Origin of the sequence: Sulfurovum sp. UBA12169 (assembly GCA_002742845.1) — a bacterium.
Lineage (GTDB): Bacteria > Campylobacterota > Campylobacteria > Campylobacterales > Sulfurovaceae > Sulfurovum.
This window is the reverse complement of the sequence record DLUH01000005.1, coordinates 698,620-718,077: the sequence shown is the minus strand read 5'-3', so window position 1 is coordinate 718,077 and position 19,458 is coordinate 698,620. Positions and strand designations below refer to the sequence as shown.

The 19,458-nt window shown below is 39.9% G+C and carries 20 protein-coding genes; 6 read left to right on the top strand and 14 right to left on the bottom strand.

Features of this window, described 5'->3' with window-relative positions:
* Positions 1 to 12 precede the first annotated feature (12 nt).
* The 13 genes from CFH81_08630 to CFH81_08570 form a co-directional block, all read right to left on the bottom strand.
* A complete protein-coding gene (locus tag CFH81_08630) occupies positions 13 to 735 on the bottom strand; it encodes a bifunctional demethylmenaquinone methyltransferase/2-methoxy-6-polyprenyl-1,4-benzoquinol methylase UbiE (protein ID DAB40251.1) in 723 nt (240 codons plus the stop codon).
* Positions 728 to 1,720: a riboflavin biosynthesis protein RibD gene (gene ribD, locus CFH81_08625; protein DAB40250.1), complete on the bottom strand. Its 993-nt coding sequence runs from the start codon at positions 1,718 to 1,720 to the stop codon at positions 728 to 730. The genes CFH81_08630 and ribD overlap by 8 nt, the downstream gene beginning before the upstream one ends.
* Before the next feature lie 41 nt (positions 1,721 to 1,761).
* Positions 1,762 to 2,196, bottom strand: coding sequence for a ribosome maturation factor RimP (locus tag CFH81_08620; protein DAB40249.1), 435 nt, complete (start codon positions 2,194 to 2,196; stop codon positions 1,762 to 1,764).
* Positions 2,186 to 2,572, bottom strand: a complete 387-nt coding sequence (locus CFH81_08615) for a ribosome-binding factor A (protein ID DAB40248.1) — start codon at positions 2,570 to 2,572, stop codon at positions 2,186 to 2,188. Before CFH81_08615 ends, CFH81_08620 begins: the two co-directional genes overlap by 11 nt.
* Positions 2,569 to 5,208, bottom strand: a complete 2,640-nt coding sequence (locus tag CFH81_08610; GenBank protein ID DAB40247.1) for a translation initiation factor IF-2 — start codon at positions 5,206 to 5,208, stop codon at positions 2,569 to 2,571. Before CFH81_08610 ends, CFH81_08615 begins: the two co-directional genes overlap by 4 nt.
* Complete coding sequence (locus tag CFH81_08605) at positions 5,201 to 5,443, bottom strand: hypothetical protein (protein ID DAB40246.1); 243 nt, start codon at positions 5,441 to 5,443, stop codon at positions 5,201 to 5,203. Before CFH81_08605 ends, CFH81_08610 begins: the two co-directional genes overlap by 8 nt.
* 35 nt (positions 5,444 to 5,478) lie before the next feature.
* Positions 5,479 to 6,360, bottom strand: a complete 882-nt coding sequence (locus tag CFH81_08600) for a homoserine kinase (protein DAB40245.1) — start codon at positions 6,358 to 6,360, stop codon at positions 5,479 to 5,481.
* A gap of 75 nt (positions 6,361 to 6,435) precedes the next feature.
* Positions 6,436 to 6,900, bottom strand: a complete 465-nt coding sequence (locus tag CFH81_08595; GenBank protein ID DAB40244.1) for a hypothetical protein — start codon at positions 6,898 to 6,900, stop codon at positions 6,436 to 6,438.
* 17 nt (positions 6,901 to 6,917) lie between these two features.
* Positions 6,918 to 7,802 carry a UDP-3-O-[3-hydroxymyristoyl] N-acetylglucosamine deacetylase gene (locus tag CFH81_08590; protein DAB40243.1) on the bottom strand — a complete coding sequence of 295 codons (885 nt, stop codon included), beginning with the start codon at positions 7,800 to 7,802 and terminating at the stop codon, positions 6,918 to 6,920.
* Positions 7,803 to 7,924: 122 nt separating this feature from the next.
* Positions 7,925 to 9,319 (bottom strand): peptidase M24, encoded by a 1,395-nt coding sequence (locus CFH81_08585; protein DAB40242.1) that lies wholly within the window; start codon positions 9,317 to 9,319, stop codon positions 7,925 to 7,927.
* A complete protein-coding gene (locus CFH81_08580) occupies positions 9,291 to 10,247 on the bottom strand; it encodes a phosphoesterase (GenBank protein DAB40466.1) in 957 nt (318 codons plus the stop codon). Before CFH81_08580 ends, CFH81_08585 begins: the two co-directional genes overlap by 29 nt.
* Positions 10,248 to 10,282: 35 nt before the next feature.
* Positions 10,283 to 11,101, bottom strand: coding sequence for a nicotinate-nucleotide diphosphorylase (carboxylating) (locus CFH81_08575; GenBank protein ID DAB40241.1), 819 nt, complete (start codon positions 11,099 to 11,101; stop codon positions 10,283 to 10,285).
* 4 nt (positions 11,102 to 11,105) lie between these two features.
* Positions 11,106 to 12,101 (bottom strand): quinolinate synthase, encoded by a 996-nt coding sequence (locus CFH81_08570; protein ID DAB40240.1) that lies wholly within the window; start codon positions 12,099 to 12,101, stop codon positions 11,106 to 11,108.
* A gap of 199 nt (positions 12,102 to 12,300) precedes the next feature.
* On the opposite strand from CFH81_08570, the gene CFH81_08565 reads away from it, so the two are divergent.
* The 5 genes from CFH81_08565 (at position 12,301) to CFH81_08545 (ending at position 15,961) form a co-directional block, all read left to right on the top strand.
* A complete protein-coding gene (locus CFH81_08565) occupies positions 12,301 to 12,924 on the top strand; it encodes an acyl-phosphate--glycerol-3-phosphate O-acyltransferase (protein DAB40239.1) in 624 nt (207 codons plus the stop codon).
* A gap of 2 nt (positions 12,925 to 12,926) precedes the next feature.
* Positions 12,927 to 13,265: a dihydroneopterin aldolase gene (locus CFH81_08560; GenBank protein DAB40238.1), complete on the top strand. Its 339-nt coding sequence runs from the start codon at positions 12,927 to 12,929 to the stop codon at positions 13,263 to 13,265.
* An 84-nt stretch (positions 13,266 to 13,349) separates the two neighbouring features.
* On the top strand, positions 13,350 to 14,024 hold the full coding sequence (locus CFH81_08555) for a DNA-binding response regulator (protein DAB40237.1): 675 nt from the start codon (positions 13,350 to 13,352) through the stop codon (positions 14,022 to 14,024).
* A gap of 150 nt (positions 14,025 to 14,174) precedes the next feature.
* A complete protein-coding gene (locus CFH81_08550) occupies positions 14,175 to 14,426 on the top strand; it encodes a ferredoxin (protein DAB40236.1) in 252 nt (83 codons plus the stop codon).
* Positions 14,427 to 14,434: 8 nt separating this feature from the next.
* Positions 14,435 to 15,961, top strand: a complete 1,527-nt coding sequence (locus CFH81_08545; GenBank protein DAB40235.1) for a guanosine polyphosphate pyrophosphohydrolase — start codon at positions 14,435 to 14,437, stop codon at positions 15,959 to 15,961.
* A gap of 230 nt (positions 15,962 to 16,191) precedes the next feature.
* Here the strand turns inward: CFH81_08545 and bamA are convergent, their stop codons facing one another.
* Positions 16,192 to 18,492 (bottom strand): outer membrane protein assembly factor BamA, encoded by a 2,301-nt coding sequence (gene bamA, locus CFH81_08540; protein DAB40234.1) that lies wholly within the window; start codon positions 18,490 to 18,492, stop codon positions 16,192 to 16,194.
* 106 nt (positions 18,493 to 18,598) lie between these two features.
* Here bamA and CFH81_08535 point away from each other — a divergent pair, with 106 nt between their 5' ends.
* Positions 18,599 to 19,441 (top strand): prephenate dehydrogenase, encoded by an 843-nt coding sequence (locus CFH81_08535; protein DAB40233.1) that lies wholly within the window; start codon positions 18,599 to 18,601, stop codon positions 19,439 to 19,441.
* Positions 19,442 to 19,458 lie beyond the last annotated feature (17 nt).

Here is a 19,458-nt window from a genome sequence, read left to right as displayed (position 1 = left end):
ATCAATCATCTCTTATATTTTTTGTGCAACCAAAAGAGTTGAAATTCCCAAAGAAAAAGATTTTGTATACTTCATCTCAAATCCTGCCTCACGAAGCTCTTTTTCTAGCATTTGAGTTGTTAAAAACCCTTCGATAGAGTTTGGCAAATAACGATAGGCAGCATAATTTTTAGAGACAAATCCCCCTATGGCAGGAAGAATTTTTTTCATATAAAAATCCACCGTCTTGGAAATATATCCGCTTTTCTCCTGCTTGGTAAACTCCAAAATAACAACCATCCCGCCGGTTTTTAGGGCACGATTGAACTCCTGAAGTGCCTCTGCCCTGTCTATAACATTACGTATGCCGTACGATATGGAGATAATATCCGTGCTCTCATTCTCAATGGGGAGCGCTTGTGCTTTTCCCTCAACAAAATCAGCAAAGTCAACTTTTTCTTTAGCAACTTCAAGCATTCCTACCGACGGGTCCACACCTATATATTTGTTCACCTTTATGCCATGCTTTGATGCCCTGTCGCGCCAATAAAGTAATAAATCGCCCGTCCCGGTGGCTACATCTGTTATTTGTGTCAACTCTTTTTTTCCCAAAAGCTCATAAGCTTTATCACACCCTTTTTTGCGCCATTGCTTATCAATACCAAAGCTTAGTACTCTGTTGGCCAGGTCATATGTCGAAGCGATATCATTAAACATGTGAACTATGTTTTGTTGTTTTTGTTGTTTTTCAGTCAATTCTTTTACTCCATATCAGCAAATCTACATCTTTTTTGGCTTGATGCAGAAAATTTAAATTCATATTGATATTATAGGTTAAATTATTGGTAGAGAGCTTAGGCGTTTGGTAGATTAAAACCCAATCTATTTTTTTCTTAAGGGCACAGAGCATCCCTTCTCCCCCCTCGACGAGTACAAAAGAAGGTCGATCCAAAAAATACAAATCACTGCTGATCTCCACTTTTCTGCCCGGAATATCAAACAAAGGAATTGTTTTGTCAAAACTGTCTTTTTTGGAATAAATTATCACATCGGGGGCTTTTTTGGCAATAAAACGGCAATCTAATGTCGGCCTGTCTATACGTACAGTATTGCCTCCTATAAGCAATTCGGAGCAAACGTTTCTTAAATGATGCACGTGCTTTAAAGATGCCTTTGAGCTTAAATATCCGCCGCCGATTTTTCCATTGCTTGTTTGTGCGATCTTAAACAGCACAAAGGCTCTTTTTTGCCAAATTACAAAAGGCTCAAGAAGGACCTCTGCTTCTTTTTGGAGTACTCCAAAGCATACATTCTTGAGCTTGCGCAGCCCCCCGCTATGCTCTTGTATGGGATCATAGGTTGCCACAACAATGCGCTGGAGACCCAAAGCATAAAGCAAGCTTGCGCAGGATGGTGTTTTTCCTTCATGGGAACAAGGCTCCAGCGTAACATAGATAGTACAATGGTTAAAAAAACCGGAAGGAAGATTTAAAAGAAAAGCATGTGCCCCATGTGCGTCAAAAGGATCAATTTCAATAGGCGTTTGACTTATGCTTTCATAGGCACGCAAAAGTGCTAACACTTCAGCATGCGATGTTCCGGCTTTTTGGTGAGCCTCAACAGCAATCACCTTGCCGCCTGCAGTGATCACTGCACCCACCGCAGGATTAGGATAGGTTAATCCTTGGTACTTCCATGCTTCATCAAGCGCAAGCCGCATACACAATGCATCTAAATCCATAGACACATCCCCCTTTCTGTCAAACGGCCCAATATTGACGCCTAATTGTTCCAGTCAAAATAGGTTTTAACGCTTCCTAGCTGTGCATAGGTCAAACAGGTATCGCCCTCTTTTGTCTCTACTGTGATACCATGATCATCTGCGCTTTTAAGGGTGCCTTTAAAACGTTCTCGACCCGGTATCTTTACTTTTACCTTTTCGCCTATTGCATTTTTGAAATGTATAGGCTTGGTTAACTTTCTTTCAATTCCGGGAGAGCTTACTTCCAAACGGTATTGTCCGCTCACAGGAGGATGAACATCAAAAAAGGGAGAAAGTTCGTTTGAGATAGCGGCACACAAATCAAGGCTCACGCCGCCTATTTTTGTCACATAAATACGAAAAACAGTCTCATCAAATTCTGTCACCACTTCTGTGTCATAGAGTGCCGCACCGTTAGCTTCTATAATTTTTGCTATTTGAGATTCAAGATTCATCTTGTTGTTCCTCGTTTTCTTTACTTTTTAAACTTGCGATCTGTTCAAAAAGCTTTTCAATGCGTGTTGCTTTTTCTAGCTGATCATCAAATTCAAAAGTTAAACGCGGGGCCTTAAACCAGCCCTCGCTTTGCTTGCAGTGGTTTTGAATATAGCCTGCAACAATACGCAACTGCTTTAAGGCTTCATTTTGTTCTTTTTCATTTAAAAATGAAGGTTCAAGATAGACTTTTGCGTCGCTTCTGCCTTTCGAACATACTACGTCAGTTACCAGTAATGCATTAATGCGTTCATCGTCCAGCGTGGCAAGTGCTTCTGGAATAATCTCTTTTAGCACTGATTCTACACGATGCCGCTTGATCTCTTCATGCGTCATAGCGTCACTTGTTCCTCAACATTTTTGAATGTTTCGATCACATCGCCCGGCTTCATATCATTAAAGTTTGCAAGCATGATACCGCATTCATATCCGCTTTTTACTTCTCTAGCATCCTCTGTAAAGCGTTTCAATGAAGAAATGGTGCTTTCATGTATGACAACACCGTCACGAATGAGTCTGGCTTTGCTTCCTCTGGTAATCACGCCTTCAGAAACTTTACATCCTGCAATCGTACCCACTTTTGCCACTACAAATGTTTCACGTACATCTGCTTGCCCCGTCACCTCTTCTTTAATCACAGGACTCATCATGCCTCCAAGAAGTGCTCTAACATCATCAATCAAGTCATAGATAATTGAATAAGACTTGATTTCTACACCGAGCTCTTTGGCTTTTTTCTTTACTGCTCCTGTCGGACGCACATTAAATCCAAGAACAACAGTATGTTCGCTTGCAGATGCCAGCGTTACATCACTCTCTGTCACACCACCCACACCCTCATGAATGATGTTAACTTTTACCTCTTCATTTCTTAGTCTTTCCAGACTGCCCTTGATTGCTTCAAGCGAACCTTGAACATCCGCTTTGATAATCACAGGCAACGCTTTAAGCTGTCCTTCTGCGATCAAAGAAGAAAGATCGTCCAATGAAGCTTTCGTACTTTTAGAAAGAGTCTTTGCTCTGTCATATTCTGCTCTTTTTTCTGCAAGTTCACGCACCTCTTTATCTGTTTTCATTACAACAAGCGTATCTCCGGCATCTGGCACATCATTGAGTCCCACAATTGCTGCTGGCGTACTTGGTCCGATCTCTTTTGCATTAGAACCGTCATCAAGTCTAATCGCCTTGATACGTCCGTATGTTTTGCCGGCAATCACATTGTCTCCCACTCGCAGGGTACCATTTTTAATGATTACATTGGCAACCGGTCCAAATCCTTTTTCCAATGAACTCTCTACAACCACTGCTTTTGCATCCCTTGTCGGATCAGCTTTAAGCTCCATCAGTTCTGCTTGAAGCAGGATTGTTTCAAGCAATTCATCTATTCCCATGCCTGTATGAGCGGATACAGGAACAAATTCGTGCTCTCCGCCCCAATCTACCGGCATAATTCCCAATTCAGACAGCTGAGATTTAACATTGTCAGGATTTGCACTCTCTTTGTCCATTTTATTGATTGCCACAATAATAGGTACTCCGGCGGCTTTTGCATGCGCGACGGCCTCTTTAGTCTGAGGCATCACTCCATCATCAGCGGCAACAACAATAATAACAATGTCCGTCGCTTGCGCTCCCCGAGAACGCATCTCTGTAAAAGCTTCGTGACCGGGAGTATCGACAAAAGTAATTTTTTTGCCATTTTTTTCAACCTGATAGGCACCCACATGCTGCGTAATTCCGCCTGCTTCTTTGTCTGCAACCTTAGATGCTCGTATTTTATCCAGCAATGACGTTTTACCATGATCAACGTGGCCCATAATAGTAATAACCGGAGGTCTTTCTTTGAGATGCGTATCTTCAACCGCATCATAAGCGCCTGCATAATCCAACTCATCAAGAGGGTTGACGGTTGTTACCTCTACACCAAACTCTTCAGAAAGAATCTCTATCTCGTCTTTTCCCAAGAAGTCGTTTTTAGTTACCATCATACCCAATGCAAAAAGTACTTTTACCACTTCGCCGACACTCTTGTTAACCTTTTCGGCAAACTCGTAAACTCTTACGTTTTCAGGAATCTCAACAGAAGTTACTGCTTCCTTACTTTCCTCTTTGATATATCTTTTACGTTTTCCTCCGCGTCTGATGGAACGATTCTGCTGTCCTTGAAAAACATGTTTGCCGCCCGCTCCTCCTTGGATTGCTTCTCTTTTTTTGGCTTCTTCTTTGCGTTTTTGCTCTTGCCTCATCATCTCTTCATAAATATTTTTATCAGAAAAATCTAAAAGCACTACTTCTTCATCATCAAAGACACTGCTAATTTCGCCGTCAAGACTTGTATGGCTGAAAATATCAAGCTTCTCTCCTCCGCTTCTTGCTTCGGCTACTTTTTTAGGCTTCTTTTTGGAGGCATAAGATGTCTGATCTTCCATCGAGATTTTCGCGGCAGTTCTTACCGGTGCAGGTTTTGCTTTTCTTACAATTTTAATTCCGGCACGAGAAAGTGTTTTTCTTTGAGGCTGCACATCAGAAATTTTTTCAATTTCCTCCGCAGCATCTGGTTCCTCTTTTTTACTTACAACTGAAATCCCTTTACGTTTTTTTGGCACGCTTGATACAGGGGTAAGTTTTTTTTCAGCAGAAACCTCTACGGTTACTGACTCCGCTTTTTCTTGTTGAAGCACCTCTTCTTTGACCAAAATGTCTTCTGATACTCTTTCTTCTGCCTTATGCTCTTGGTCCGTTTTAAGAGTCGGTTTTTTCACTACAGTCATTTTTGATTTGACTTTTGGTTGTGCAAACTCTTTTGGCAATGTCCCACTGATCGCATAATCGACTAAAATACCAGCATCTTCCATGCTGATGGTACTGTTAGCAGCTTTCACATCAAAGCCAAGCTCTTTGGCTTTTGCCAATAAATCTCCATTTGACAATCCTGCTTCTGCTGCTATTTCTTGGATTTTAACTTTATCCATTCTTGATTAACTCCTTTAAAAGCTTAATAAACCGTTCTTCCTCTTGTTTAAAACGTTTAATTAAGCCTTTGATTTTTTTTTCATTTACACTACACTCATCACACAGATAAAAACTTCTTCCTTCATTGTCATATGCAACAAATCCTTCTTCCGCTTGCTTAAGTCTAATCAAGTCTTTTTGAGGAAATCTGCTGCGACAAGCGATACACATTCGTATAGGCTGTGACTTTTTCATGGATATTATACCTAAAAAGAGATTAAGAGCACTTCTTAGTGCTTGGTTGTAACGCCATGGTTATCCAAAGCGAGAGTCAAAACCCTAAATTGCGGGAAGCGCGCCTGTAATGCTTGTGCCATTTTATCTGCATCTTTATCATAACATAGATTAAAAAAAGTGGATCCTGAGCCCGAAAGCGTACTCATGAGTGCCCCATGTTTAAGTGCAAGTTTTTGCACATCAAAAAGTTCAGGCATCATCTTCATACGTCTAGATTGGTGCAGCTTGTCTTTAGACGCGATACGCAGCAAATCCCAAGATTCACTCATAAACAAAGCCGTCATGTAGGCAGCCCTGGAAAGAGAATAGACCGTTTCTTCTTTTTTATACATTTTAGGCAAAATCGTACGGGATTGGGCCGTAGAAATAGTACGGTTTGGGATTACAACAACTGCTCTAAGATGATCGGGCATACGGCGTTTTTTGCTATACACCCGATCTCCTTCCACACAAGCCACGTTAAAACCACCCATCACCGCCGGTGTGATATTGTCCGGATGCTGCTCATAGCGAAGCGCATGGTTGAGTATCTCTCGTTTATTTGACTTAACGCCTGCTGCTGTGTATGCAGCAGTCAACGAGGCAACAATTACAGCAGATGAACTTCCTAATCCTCTAGAGATAGGAATATTGTTATAAAATTCAAATCTAAAATTGTCTTCTTTGCCGGTCAACCGTTTATAGTTTTCGTTAAAAATATTTAAAAAAAGCGTATTTTTTTTAATTTTTGGATTATCTGCCCCTTCACCGTGAGTAGAGATGCTTAAAAACTTTGAGGGCTTGATAATGATTTCGTTTTTTAAATCTACGGCAAGACCCAGAGTATCAAAACCCGGTCCTAGATTTGCGCTGGTGGCAGGTACACTTACAAGCATTCTATTCCTTCTTTTTAACCTAACATATATACATATTATAGAATAAACAATAATTTATTAACTCTATATGGTGCTTTAAACAGCGGGCAAAACATACTCTGGGACTGATTCTTCATCTAAAACAATATCTTGTAAATACTGCGGCAAAACAAATTGAGATAGGATTGGCTGTTCAATTTTTTTTGTAATTATAGTCTCTTTTTCCTTGATAAAATAGAGATTCCCGACAGCTTTTATAGGTTCTCGCTGATTTAACTCAAAACCGCTGCATCCTGAACACTTTATACCTTTAATAATTTCTATTGTTTTAAGCATGATATAGGTCAATTTTATCGCCATATAGCTTCCCGGTCCACGTGTATAGATAATATGAGAGATATTATATGTTTGCATACATCTATCGACAATAGGTAAAAGTATTTGTGATGTTTGCTTTTGGTTTGAAATCGTTTCGATAAGTACACCATCTTTATAAACACCCACCAAAAGGGGCGAGGCAATAGATACAATTAAAAGTTCATACTTGTGGTCTGTCACAATTTTTATCTCACAAATACTTAAGCAAAGCTTTTGGCAAATGCTTTGCTTTGTAGCGTTTCAACTGTTGCAAATTCATAATTTTTACTCTCAGAAAGCAGCTTGGATGTAAGTTCAAAATTGAGCTTGTGACTTCCGGCAAAAGATTCATATTTTGCCAAAATGTTGTGTCCTGCAACCATCATATCGCCCATCGCGTCAAGTATCTTGTGTCTGGCAAATTCATTATCAAAACGCAAACCTTCCGGATTTAGGATTTTGTATTCATCAAGCCCGATTGCATTTTGAAGAGTTGCGCCCAATGCAAGATTTTGACTTTTTAAGTACTGAATATCTTTGGCAAATCCAAAAGTTCTAGCTCTGGCTATCTCTTCAACAAAACCGCTTGTGCTAAACTTAAAATATTCGCTTTGCTCTCCTATAGCAGGGTGATCAAATTTGATACTAAAATCAAATACTGCATACTCATGCGGCACAAGACGTACAAACTTGTCACCTTCTCTTGCCTCAATCACCTCTTTGACGCGAATTATTTTTTTTGGCACATCCTGCATCTGGATGCCCGCCTCATCCAATAAAAGACAAAAAGAGATAGCAGAACCGTCCATAATGGGCATTTCATTTCCGTCTACAATTACCCGCAAATTATCGATACCGTACGCATAAACCGCTGATAAAAAATGTTCGATAGTGGAAATAAATCCCTTTTCGTTTCCAATAACCGTAGCCATACGTGTATCAATAACACTTGAAGGGCAAAGCGGTATGCTTATTGCCAAATCTTCGCGATAAAAAACAATACCCGAATTTGCATCAAGAGGCTCAAGCCGAAGCCTGACCGGCTCACCTTTATGTAAACCGATGCCTATTACTTCTACAGGCTTTTTAATCGTTCTTTGTTGCATACCTTTTTCCTTTCATGCAAAAACAATACATACAGCACTCCCTTTTTCCAATCTGCAATTATAGTATAATCTTTCTCTTTTTAAAGGAAGTATAGATTGTTTGTGTGAATTGGTTGTGAAATTTATTTTCCCTCTATTATCTTGTTTGCTGCTTTAAAAATATCATCGATATTAATTTTAATCCAACTCGCATCATACCACTCCATAGGCTGCACCTCCACCCCCTGTACCAAAACGCCAAAATGGAGGTGATCTCCCAATGCCAATCCTGTTGTGCCGGTTTTTCCAATATCCTGCCCTTCTTGTACCTTGTCGCCTTCTTTAACCAGTACTTGAGAGCAATGCCCATAAAGCGTATAAAGCCCCAAACCATGATCGATCATCGGCATATTGCCATAGATACCGTTATCTCCGGCATAAACCACTACTCCGGGATTTGATGTTTTGATTGTTGCCATTTTTGTACTCGCAAAATCATGCCCCAAATGATAAGAGCGTGATACTTCCTGTTCTTTATTGTCGTAATAATAATGTCTTGTGTCACCAAAACCGGCAACTTTTTGTCCGTTTCTTAAAGGATAAAACTTTTTAATTTGCCAATTTTGAATCATTGCATCTGAAATTTTACGTCCCAAGGTATGAATTTTATCTTCATTTTTCAAACGCATAGTTTCATTGACTGCACGAAATTTTTCTAATTTATCTTCTATGGCTGCATATTCGGGATCGCTTGAGATTAAATCTGTAATCTTTCCATCAATAAAATTATCCGTAGCCTGAATCCACGAAACCTTATATTGATGGGTTTTGATATACAATGGGACATGAACTACGCGTGTGTTGCCGGCCAGATCCGTAGCAACAACTTCTGCTTTAAAATTGTCTTGATACAGAAAAGGCCACGCGATCAAAGCAGCATAATATCCCTCTTTTTTATAAGGCACCGCCTTAAAAGTCTCGCCTGCCGCCCTAATATGAAGCGTATCTAGATTTTCATCTTCCGCCTGGAAAACCACCAACGCACTTCCTCCCTGTGTAATAGTGCGTGTGTTGGCTAATATATTTACATCGGGGCTTTTATAGTCTATATGGATATCAATCGTTTTTTGTGCGTGATTTCCTTTTAAAAAATTCCATAAACTGTCATCATTGACAGAAATTTGAAGCTTTAAGCGTGTTGCTTTGGAATCAAGCGTGTTGCTTTTTGGATAACCAACTTGTAAAATCTGCTCATTCGTCGCTTCGCCAAATTCCCCTTTGCCTACAATAAGACTTGTTTTGCCGTCGTTTAGAATAAGTTCAAAATCTTTTAAGGCAACATTATCGGTCAATTTGATTTGTAAAGGGTTTTTTCGGTTCCAAAACAGATTTTCCTGTATCTCTATCTGGGGGGCTTGGCGCTCAAATTGCGGCGCCGTATATATATAACCTGTGCCCATACTTCCCGCCACCAACAATAACCCTGCCATAATTTTTATACCGCTTGTTTTATTTGTCCTTTTGGCTGCTTTTCTCATCTGTTAGTCCTAATATTTTTATTTTTTCTAAAATTGCATTTACGGCTTGCTGTAATCCGCTTTGCTTAAGCGTAAATCCTGCAGCCAATTTATGCCCGCCTCCGCCAAACGCCAATGCGATCTTGGAAACATCTGCATTTTTACTGCGCAAAGAGATCCGAATACTGTCCTCTGTCTGTATTGCACATATCGCTATCTCAACAGTCGCCAAAGATCTTGCATAATCAACCACTCCATCCATATCGGGCATCGTTGCACCTGAAGCATATACCTCATCTTGAGTGATCGTCATGCATGCGATAGTTGCATTTTGGTATAATGTCAGACTATCCAGAGCTCTCTGTAAAATACGCAAAGAAGCCAATGGGCGTCTCTGTGTAAAATGAGAAGAGATATCCGCAGCACAAGCTCCTGCCTTGATCAACTCGCTTGCCACATCAAATACTTTGTGGTTCACACTGCTTGTTGTAAAATATCGTGTATCTGAAAGCAATGCCGCATAAAAACATGTAGCGGCCTCAGGGATGATAGTGCGGTATGTTTTAAATATCTCATACGCCACCTGCGAACTTGAAGCATATTCAGGGATTACTATATTAACACTTCCATAGTGCGTATTGCTATAATGATGGTCTATGTTAAGTATTTCTCTCCCGCCAACATCAAATCCAAGCCTGTCTGCATTTCCGCAATCACATGAGATCACCAAACTTTTATTATAATCCATTTTATGTTTAATATGGTTAAAATAGGGTAAAAAATCAAGAAAACGCGGCAGCTCTTTTGATGCATTTACTACTTCTATTTTTTTGTTTTTATCTTGACGCAGCAAGGCATATATTCCCAATGCTGTACCCAAAGCATCAGGATCAGGATTGATATGCGACAAAATAGTAATCGCAGAAGCATTGTCGATAAGATATTTCAGCTTTTTTACGGCATCTTGAAAATCTTGATCGTTCACTATTCTACTTTCATGGACAAATCAATCCAGTTTGCCTGATGGATAACGCTTCCGGAACTTATAGCATCCACACCTGTCAGCGCTATCTCTTTGATCGTATCAAGCGTCACATTCCCGCTCGCCTCAAGCAGTATATGAGGATAATGGCTGTTTCGATAAGACACTACCTCTTTGATCTCTTTTAAGGACATATTATCGCACATTACAATATCAGCGCCTGCTTTCATCGCCTTTTTTGCCATCTCGACACTCTCAGATTCTATCTCTATTTTTGAAGTAAAGGGAATTTTTTGACGCACCTCTTGCATAAAAATATCCAAATTCTCAATCGTTTTCAAATGGGTGTCTTTGAGCATCAAACAGTCATCCAGTCCCATTCGATGATTGACGCCGCCTCCGCAACGTACGGCATATTTTTCAAAATCACGCAACATCGGGCGGGTTTTACGCGTATCTAAAAGTTTAACGCCCGTTTCTTTGATTTTAGCTACATACAAAGACGTAAGCGTTGCTATAGAGCTTGCGTGCAATGCGATATTCAAAATAGACCGCTCCAGCGAAAGCAATGTTTTGGAGTCCCCCTCAAGATAAAGAAGAATATCCCTTTTTTTAAACGGCTTGCCATCATCTGTATGCCACTCCATCTTTAAATCGTATTTTTTACTGAATACCTCAAGATACTCCCTTCCGGAAAAAACCCCTTCGCTCTTGGCAAGAATATAAGCACGTATCTGTTTGTTGTGGCCGATACGAGAAAAAAGATCCCCTCTTCCAACATCCTCAGCCACGATTGCTTCTATAAATTTATCTTTTATCATAGGATTACTCTACTGCCAGCATTCGCTCAAGAGCCAAATTGGCATATTTTGCGATATCAGGGTCTACAATAACTTCATTGATCGGCTTATCGTCTTCGATAGACTTCAATGTTCTATAAAGATCTTCAAGTGTTGTTTCGTTCATCGTGGGACATTCAGGCTTTGTAGAAGAAAGAACATAAGTATTTTTCTTTCTCATTCGATTTACCAAATTGTATTCTGTTCCAACCGCCACTTTTTGCTCCGGATCAAGCTCATTGACATATTTGATCAATTGTGATGTTGAGCCGGAAAAATCTGCAGCCAATACCACTTTGGGATCACACTCGGGATGTACGGCTATCTTGATATCGGGGTACCTGCTTCTGTAAAACACAATATCATCTACAGTAAAAAGCTGGTGCACAGAGCAAAAACCGTTAAAACAAATAATATCTGCTTTTTTAGGATCACATTCTCCTTCGCCAATGACACAGGATTTGAGTCCCATTTGTATTGCAAAATTTTGTCCCAAACATCGATCAGGAACAAAAAGGATTTTTTTCCCGCTTGCCAGCCCCTTTTCAATAATCTTAAAGGCATTTGACGATGTGCACACCATTCCTCCCATTTCACCCACTTTGGCCTTGACCGAAGCATCCGAGTTGATGTAGGTAATAGGCAAAATATCCTCTTTGGCTACTCCTCTGTCTGTCATATATTTGACGCTGTCGTCAAAATAACTGCTATCAATCATACGCGCCATCGCACAACAGGCAAGCTTGGGCATCAAAACACGTTTTTCAGGCGCGATAATCTTAACGCTTTGTCCCATAAATCCAACGCCGCAAAAGACCACCCAGGTATTGCTGTCAGCTTTACACTTGCGAGCCAGCTCTAAACTGTCTCCGGTAATATCAGCTACTTCAAAAACCTCATCGCGCTGATAATAGTGGGCTACCACTGTTACGTCAAGCTCTTTTTTCAGTCTTTGTATTTCAGCCTTGTAGTCTATATTCATAATTTATTTACCCTCATTTTTAGTCATCTTAAGCCGTTTCGGAAGATTCTTTATTGACCGCTTTGTTACTTTAAAGCCAAAGCAATAGATCTACACCACAAAACGCTCTAAGCTGTTTTGAACTCTTACAATCTGGCTATTTTATCAAAATTCAGTTAAAATTGCATATTTCTTATAAATTTAAAATAATGGAACAATGATGGATATCCTACTTAATCAAAACATTTTACTTTATCTTGCGGCTTATCTGATCTCAGGTGTACCTTTTGGGTATCTTTTGGCCAAAAAGTTCGCCGGGGTTGATATCAAAAATGCGGGAAGCGGCAATATCGGTGCAACCAATGTCCTTCGTGTTGTTAAAGAAAAAAACCCTGTTTTGGCCAAAAAGCTAGGCGCAGCAACACTTTTTTTAGATGCAATCAAGGGTGTTGCAGTCATACTTGTTGCCATGGTGCTAAAAGCACCCGAAAGCGTACTTTGGACCATTGCGGTACTGAGTGTTGCGGGCCATTGCTTTTCCGTCTTTTTGAATTTTGAAGGAGGTAAAGGTGTTGCTACAGGATTTGGGGTGCTGCTTGTGATGATGCCCATACCTGCACTTATTGCCATAGCTATATGGTTTATCGCAAGTCAAGGACTGAAGATTTCTTCTCTCTCTTCCTTAATTGGTCTTGTTTCATTTATCATTGCTTCTTACTTGCTTTATCCTCAAGTACCGGGCATAGAGTCGCATGCCCCCATTTGGATCATTGCACTTATTATTTTTTACAAACATATACCCAACATCATAAGATTGATTAAAAAAGAAGAGGGGAAAATTTAGCCGTGACGATTCATATAGAAGCATTGATGCTCGATGTGATTATAGGTTTGCTGGACTTTGAGAGAGATAGGTCTCAGCGTGTACGTATTGATTTGGAGGCTTCCTATCTGTATGAAAATGAAAACTTTATCGACTATGCCGATATGGTTTTTCTTATCGAAAAAGAACTCAAAGAAAAACGCTACACGCTTCTTGAGGAGGCTCTATTTGGCATTAAAAACATACTCTCTTCCGCTTATCCTCATATTCAAACGCTTTCATTGAAAATTTCAAAACCGGATATTTTGCCAAAATGCAGCGTTGCTTTAAGTGAATACTGGTCTTTTCTTCCCGAACAATAATAATTTTTTAAAAAAATTTTTAGAAACTCTGCTTTCTATGTTATAATTATTAAATAAATCTTAAAAATAGAAGGGCTTTGTGAAATGAGGGTATTGATTATTGAAGATGAAGTGGCCTTAAGTAAAACGCTTTCAGAAAAGCTGACAGAGCATGGATATCAAAATGATATTGCCGAAAATCTAGAAGACGGGCGGTATTATATTGATATCAGAAATTATGATCTTGTACTCTTGAGTTGGGAAGGTCCCGATACAACACGTTTGAATATTATTCAAGATATCAAAAGCAATTCTCACAAATCATCTGTTATTGTTATTTCCGGACAGAAAGACAAAGAAAGCGAGATCAAAGCGCTCAAGCTGGGTGCAGATGATTTTATACGAAAACCTCTTGATTTCGATATTTTATTTGTCCGCATCGAAGCCAAATTACGTTTTGGGGCTTCAAATATTATTGAGATTGAAGATCTTATCATCAATCCCGAAGAAGAAAAAATTATTTATCAGGGAAATGAAATCGAGCTGAAAGGTAAACCGTTTGAGGTATTGACACACCTGGCGATGCATAAAGATCAAATCGTTTCCAAGGAGCAACTTTTGGATGCCATTTGGGAAGAACCTGAATTGGTGACACCCAATGTAATCGAAGTGGCCATTAACCAAATTCGTCAGAAAATGGATAAGCCTTTAGACATCACGACGATAGAAACTGTCAGAAGACGCGGTTATAGATTTTGTTTTCCAAAAAAAATATCCTAATCCAAGATAATATTGTGGTCTTTGCTGCCACGATATTCTATAGTATTTTCAACACTCCCTTCAATATAAAGATACAAAATCATATTTTAAATAAAGCATAAGCTTTCTTCGGTTATAACTCCTATAAATAATATCAAAACAGAGGAAAAAATGGCACTGATAATAACAGATGAATGTATAGCATGCGATGCGTGCAGGGAAGAGTGTCCCAATGAAGCAATTGAAGAGAATGATCCTATTTATATTATAGACCCTGACCGGTGCACAGAATGCGTAGGGCATTTTGACGAACCTCAATGTATCGGGGTTTGCCCTGTGGATTGTATTGTTCCCGATCCGGACAATGTTGAGAGCGTTGAAGAGCTTATGTTTAAGTTCCGTCAGCTTCAAGAAGAAGATTAACAAACAGTATGGCAAAACGAACCGCAATTATAGATATCGGTTCAAATTCTGCAAGGCTTGTTATTTTTGAAAGAACAAGCCGTTACGGTTTCTTTATCGTTTGTGAACAGAAATCCAAAGTTCGCATAGGCGAAGGAGCCTATGAAAAAGAGGGATTTCTTCAACCCATAGGTCTCAAAAGGGCCTATCTGGCTTTAAAATCTTTTCTCAATACTGTCCAAAAATACCAAACTCACAAAATAGTCTGCGTTGCCACTTCTGCAATCAGGGACGCCCCTAACGGAAACCTATTTATCTCGTGGATTAAAAAAGAGCTGGGACTTTCTATAAAAATTATAGACGGGAAAAAAGAGGCACAATACGGTGCTATAGCCGCGAGCAATCTGCTTCCTCTGCAGGAAGGAATCACTATAGATATAGGCGGAGGCTCATCCGATATGGCTTTGATAAAAGAAGGAAAAATTCTCGATACCTATTCATTGAATTTGGGTACCGTGAGGCTAAAAGAACTTTTTTTTGACAAACCAATACCCGCAGAAATCATCAATCAGCAAGCAAAAGAATACATACAAAAAGAGTTGCAAAAACTTCCTAAACATTTTAAGCATGCTTTTGCCATAGGCATAGGAGGAACAGCCAGGACATTAAGCAAAGCGATCATGAAACGATCCTCTCATCCATTGGATAAACTGCATGCCTTCACCTATGCTGTTGATGATCATCGTACTTACCTTGAAGCGATTCCTCTAAGCAGCGCCAAAAATCTTAAACGTTTTATGCTTGACAAAAATCGGTATGACACCATCAGGGAAGGCACCCTGATATTTAAGGAAATTCTTTACGCTATCGAGGCAAATTCTGTCATATCCAGCGGCGTAGGTGTCAGAGAAGGGGTTTTCTTGGAACATTTACTAAAAAATGATCATTTTAAATTTCCAAGCACACTCAACCCAAGTATCGTATCTATTTTGGATAGATTTCAACCTTTTGTCCTATCAGCAAGAAAAAGGAAAAGCATTCTCAAGCTTGGCTCAAAACTTTTCGATACGCTCAACAGTAATTTTGATCAAAACGATAATCATCTCACTGAACTGCTTTATGCACTTGAGCTTTCAAGTATAGGAAATACACTTACGATATACAAATCCCATCAGCATGCTTTTTATATCGCCATGCAAGAATTAAGCTATTGTTTTACACACGAACAAATAACACTTATCTCACTGTTGTTGCGTATGCACGGCAAAGAGCTGCTCCTTAAGCCTCTTTATCAGGATTTTAAAATGCTGCTTCCTTCCAAAGAGACCCTGCTTTGGCTGAGTTTTATCTATACGCTAACGATACTCTTGCATGAAGCCTCTAACGATGCGGCTATAGAATTTCATTATGCCAACAAAGTGCTCACAATCGCCTCGGATAAGCCGCTCTATCTGGCCAAAGAAAAAATTAAAGCGTTAGAGAAACCTGTACCTTTTGCCATTATTGTCAAAGACGAGGATCATATACCAAAAAATAAAGCACTTAATATAGTCTAAAAATTATTTTTGTTTTAGAGGTAAATCCGCGACAGGCAAACGCGTAATATACGCTTTGTTTGCCGCACTTAAAATTGCAAATTCTTGAGGTATTTTGCAGAAGTATTTTACAATTGAGGATTTAATAAATACATAAATTTTTTAGGCTCTAAATTAAGCCTAAGGTTAGGGCACTATTTTTTATTTCAGGAGGATACCCTCCTGAATAGTAACGACCTTTTGGACCGATGTTAGAACTTGGATCCCATAGAGAACTCAAAACTGGCCGTATCATCTCCCGGTTCATCGTCAAGTGCTTTTGCAAAGACGAGATTGATGGGACCGAACATGGATTGCCACTCTACCACGGCACCGGTTGAACTGCGCTTGATCTCATCAAAGCTATCTTCACCGATCATCCCGTAGTCATAGAAGAATGCCAAACGCATCTTGGCCGCTTCGGAAAGCGGAATGCTGGCTTCCACTGATGATGAGGCACTGTATTTTCCTCCCATACGTCTAGAATAAGGATCATTCGGGTCATAAAGCGGTGAAATAGAATATGGGCTATAGCCTCTCACGCTTCCCAACCCGCCCAGGAAAAGTTTTTCAGCCGTAGGAATTTTTTCACCGTCTCCTGCGCTAACTGCACTCATTCTTCCTTTGAGGCGCAGGATCATATCATAGTCTATCCAATCTTCCAACCCATAGTAAAACCCTACTTTACCGCTTGTTTTGACAAAATTTCCATATCCGCCAGGATAAGCTGTAAGATTCACATCGTCTCCACTTACATTGGCCAGTTCCGTCGTTACTGCGGCAAGCATTCCCTCTCTTGGAGTATAAAAATCGTCGGTATTGTCATAGGAGAGACTGAAATATACCGAACTTTTTTTGTATTTATCGTTATAAAGCTCCTTATAAACATCGTCCAAATAAGACGAATACAGCGAATTGTTATTGTCTGCAAATTCAGATTGATTATCGACATATCCTACGCCCACGGAGCCGTGGAAATTTCTAAGAAACTGTCTGCCCAGCATCAACGTTCCGCCGATCTGGTCTTGCGTATAGTCGATGTACTCATAATCTTTTTTATAGAGATTGAGTCCTAAGCTGTATTGGCTGTCCCAAATTTTTGGGTTGGTAAAAGAGAGGTTGTAGCTGGTGGAAATCTCTGAGATTTCAAATCCTGCACTTGCATCAATCCCTGATCCAAAAATATTTCTATCAGATACACTTGTGTTAAACATCAGGCCTTCATAACTTCCATAGCCCCCTCCTGCAGAAATACTTCCTGTTGCCGTCTCTTTGACTTTAACAAGGAGATTGATCTTGTCTTCAGAGACTCTTTGATTTTCGATCTCTACACTTTCAAAAAATCCTGTTCTGCCTAAAGCATTTTTAGAATCTTTTAAATCTTCGGCATTATAAAGATCTCCCGGAGCAAGATAGATGTATCTACGGATTACCCTGTCTTTTGTGCTGTCGTTTCCAGAGATTAATACGTCATTGATGATTACCTTCTCGCCCGGCTGAATCACATATTGAAGGTTGATCATTTTTTCTTCAGCATTTTTGTTCATTTGCGGAGAAACTTTAGCATAGGCATATCCAAGATTTCCCACGGCCTCCTCCAAGTATTTCATATCTTTTCTCATGCGGTCTATATTGAAGATTTTGCCTTCTTTTAGTGTAAGATTGCTTAAAAGTTCTTCGCTCTCAAGTCCTTCCACGTTTTGTGCTATACTAATTTTTCCTACCCGATATTGTGCACCTTCGGCAACCTTATAGTCTACTTTTGCATTGTAAGAACCAAAATCTACACGCATCAATGGTTTGCTGACATACGCGTCTAAATATCCGTGTTTCATATACACATCTTTAACTCTGTAGGCATCATACTCCAGCTGATCGACTTTTGCAACACCGTCATTTCTCCAAGGCATCCAACCGAGAAAATCTTCCTCTTTGTTTGCAAGCGGCAATTCAAGATCGCTTTGGTCCACCTCCAAGGCTCCCACAAAATTCATTTTTTTGATTTTTATTTTTTCGCCTTTGTTGACATCAAAGACAACAGATACACTGCTTTCGCCCACAGCTGCGGTTGTCACTTCAACGACAGTATCATAGTAGCCTTCGCTTTCAAGTTTTGAAATAATCTCCTGTTTTGCTTTTTTAACACGCGTCTCATCATACAAATCACCTTTTTTGAGTCCAATGCTCTGCGAAAGTTTATCTGCGTCATCGCCGCTTCCGTATCCTTTGATTTCCAGATTGGCAATAGCTAATTTTTCTTTAAAATGATATACAAGCGTACCGCCATTTTGATCTACCCATACATCTTTGAAATACCCTTGTGAAAAAAAGTTTTTAATCGATTCGTTTATCTTTACCGCGCTCATCTCATCGCCCACATGGATACCGGCAATTTCCATCGCAACACTCGGGGACAGATGGGAGAGACCTTCAAACTTGATCTGCGTTACTTTTTGTGCCAAAAGCAATGATCCTATCAATATCCACGAAAAAACAATTTTTTTCATCTTCATTGTCAACCTTTAGTTAATGTATGTATTTTGTCAATAGTTTATCTTTTTTTCAATAAGAGGTTCATAAAATCATGCTATAATTTCCGCCACATCACAAAGGAATCGCATGAGAGAAAAAACTATCGGCATCGTCGGTCTTGGTTTGATGGGAGGTTCTTTGGGTCTTGCGCTTAAAAAAATTTCGCCTCATCTGAAGATTGTCGGATTTGACCACAATGCTTCTCACGCCGCGCAAGCCCTAGAGTTACATTTGGCCGATATCGTTGCAAATAGCATGGAAGAGATCACTGCTTGCGATGTTATCTTTTTAACCATTCCCGTAGATAGCATTATCGCTGTAGCACAGCAGATGAAAAGTTTAGATGAAGCTTGTACGGTCATTGACCTAGGAAGCACGAAAGAGAAGATATCGCACGCGATCCCTTCTCATTTGCGCAAAAATTTTGTAACAGCGCACCCCATGACAGGGACTGAAAAATTTGGGCCAACTGCTGCGATAGAAGGTCTCTATACCGACAAAGTGGTTGTGCTGTGCGATATGGAAATGAGTGGCGCCTATCAACAAGAAGCAGCCAAAAGACTCTTCAAGCAAATAGGCATGAAGCTTGTTTTTATGGGCTCCAAAGAGCATGACAGGCATGCAGCATTTATTTCTCATATGCCTCACGCATTAAGTTTTTCTTTAGCAAACAGTGTGATGCAGCAAGAGGACAGAAATAACATCATTGCTCTTGCGGGGGGAGGCTTTAGAGACATGAGCCGGATTGCCAAATCTTCTCCAACTATGTGGGAAGATATCTTCAGACAAAACAAAACCAATTTACTCCAAGCTATTGGAGCGTTTGAAACAGAGTTGGATAAATGCCGCACAATGGTTGAAAATGAAGAGTGGGACACTCTCAACAAATGGATGCAAGAGGCCAATAGGCTTCATCATATTTTGAGTTAGGGGCTCTTCTTTTCTCT

Coding starts and splice junctions, on each gene's coding strand:
- ribD (DAB40250.1), bottom strand. CDS start 1,720: ATGGATTTAGATGCATTGTGTATGCGGCTTGCGCTTGATGAAGCATGG.
- CFH81_08620 (DAB40249.1), bottom strand. CDS start 2,196: ATGAATCTTGAATCTCAAATAGCAAAAATTATAGAAGCTAACGGTGCG.
- CFH81_08615 (DAB40248.1), bottom strand. CDS start 2,572: ATGACGCATGAAGAGATCAAGCGGCATCGTGTAGAATCAGTGCTAAAA.
- CFH81_08610 (DAB40247.1), bottom strand. CDS start 5,208: ATGGATAAAGTTAAAATCCAAGAAATAGCAGCAGAAGCAGGATTGTCA.
- CFH81_08605 (DAB40246.1), bottom strand. CDS start 5,443: ATGAAAAAGTCACAGCCTATACGAATGTGTATCGCTTGTCGCAGCAGA.
- CFH81_08600 (DAB40245.1), bottom strand. CDS start 6,360: ATGCTTGTAAGTGTACCTGCCACCAGCGCAAATCTAGGACCGGGTTTT.
- CFH81_08590 (DAB40243.1), bottom strand. CDS start 7,802: ATGCAACAAAGAACGATTAAAAAGCCTGTAGAAGTAATAGGCATCGGT.
- CFH81_08585 (DAB40242.1), bottom strand. CDS start 9,319: ATGAGAAAAGCAGCCAAAAGGACAAATAAAACAAGCGGTATAAAAATT.
- CFH81_08575 (DAB40241.1), bottom strand. CDS start 11,101: ATGATAAAAGATAAATTTATAGAAGCAATCGTGGCTGAGGATGTTGGA.
- CFH81_08570 (DAB40240.1), bottom strand. CDS start 12,101: ATGAATATAGACTACAAGGCTGAAATACAAAGACTGAAAAAAGAGCTT.
- CFH81_08565 (DAB40239.1), top strand. CDS start 12,301: ATGGATATCCTACTTAATCAAAACATTTTACTTTATCTTGCGGCTTAT.
- CFH81_08555 (DAB40237.1), top strand. CDS start 13,350: ATGAGGGTATTGATTATTGAAGATGAAGTGGCCTTAAGTAAAACGCTT.
- CFH81_08550 (DAB40236.1), top strand. CDS start 14,175: ATGGCACTGATAATAACAGATGAATGTATAGCATGCGATGCGTGCAGG.
- CFH81_08545 (DAB40235.1), top strand. CDS start 14,435: ATGGCAAAACGAACCGCAATTATAGATATCGGTTCAAATTCTGCAAGG.
- bamA (DAB40234.1), bottom strand. CDS start 18,492: ATGAAGATGAAAAAAATTGTTTTTTCGTGGATATTGATAGGATCATTG.
- CFH81_08535 (DAB40233.1), top strand. CDS start 18,599: ATGAGAGAAAAAACTATCGGCATCGTCGGTCTTGGTTTGATGGGAGGT.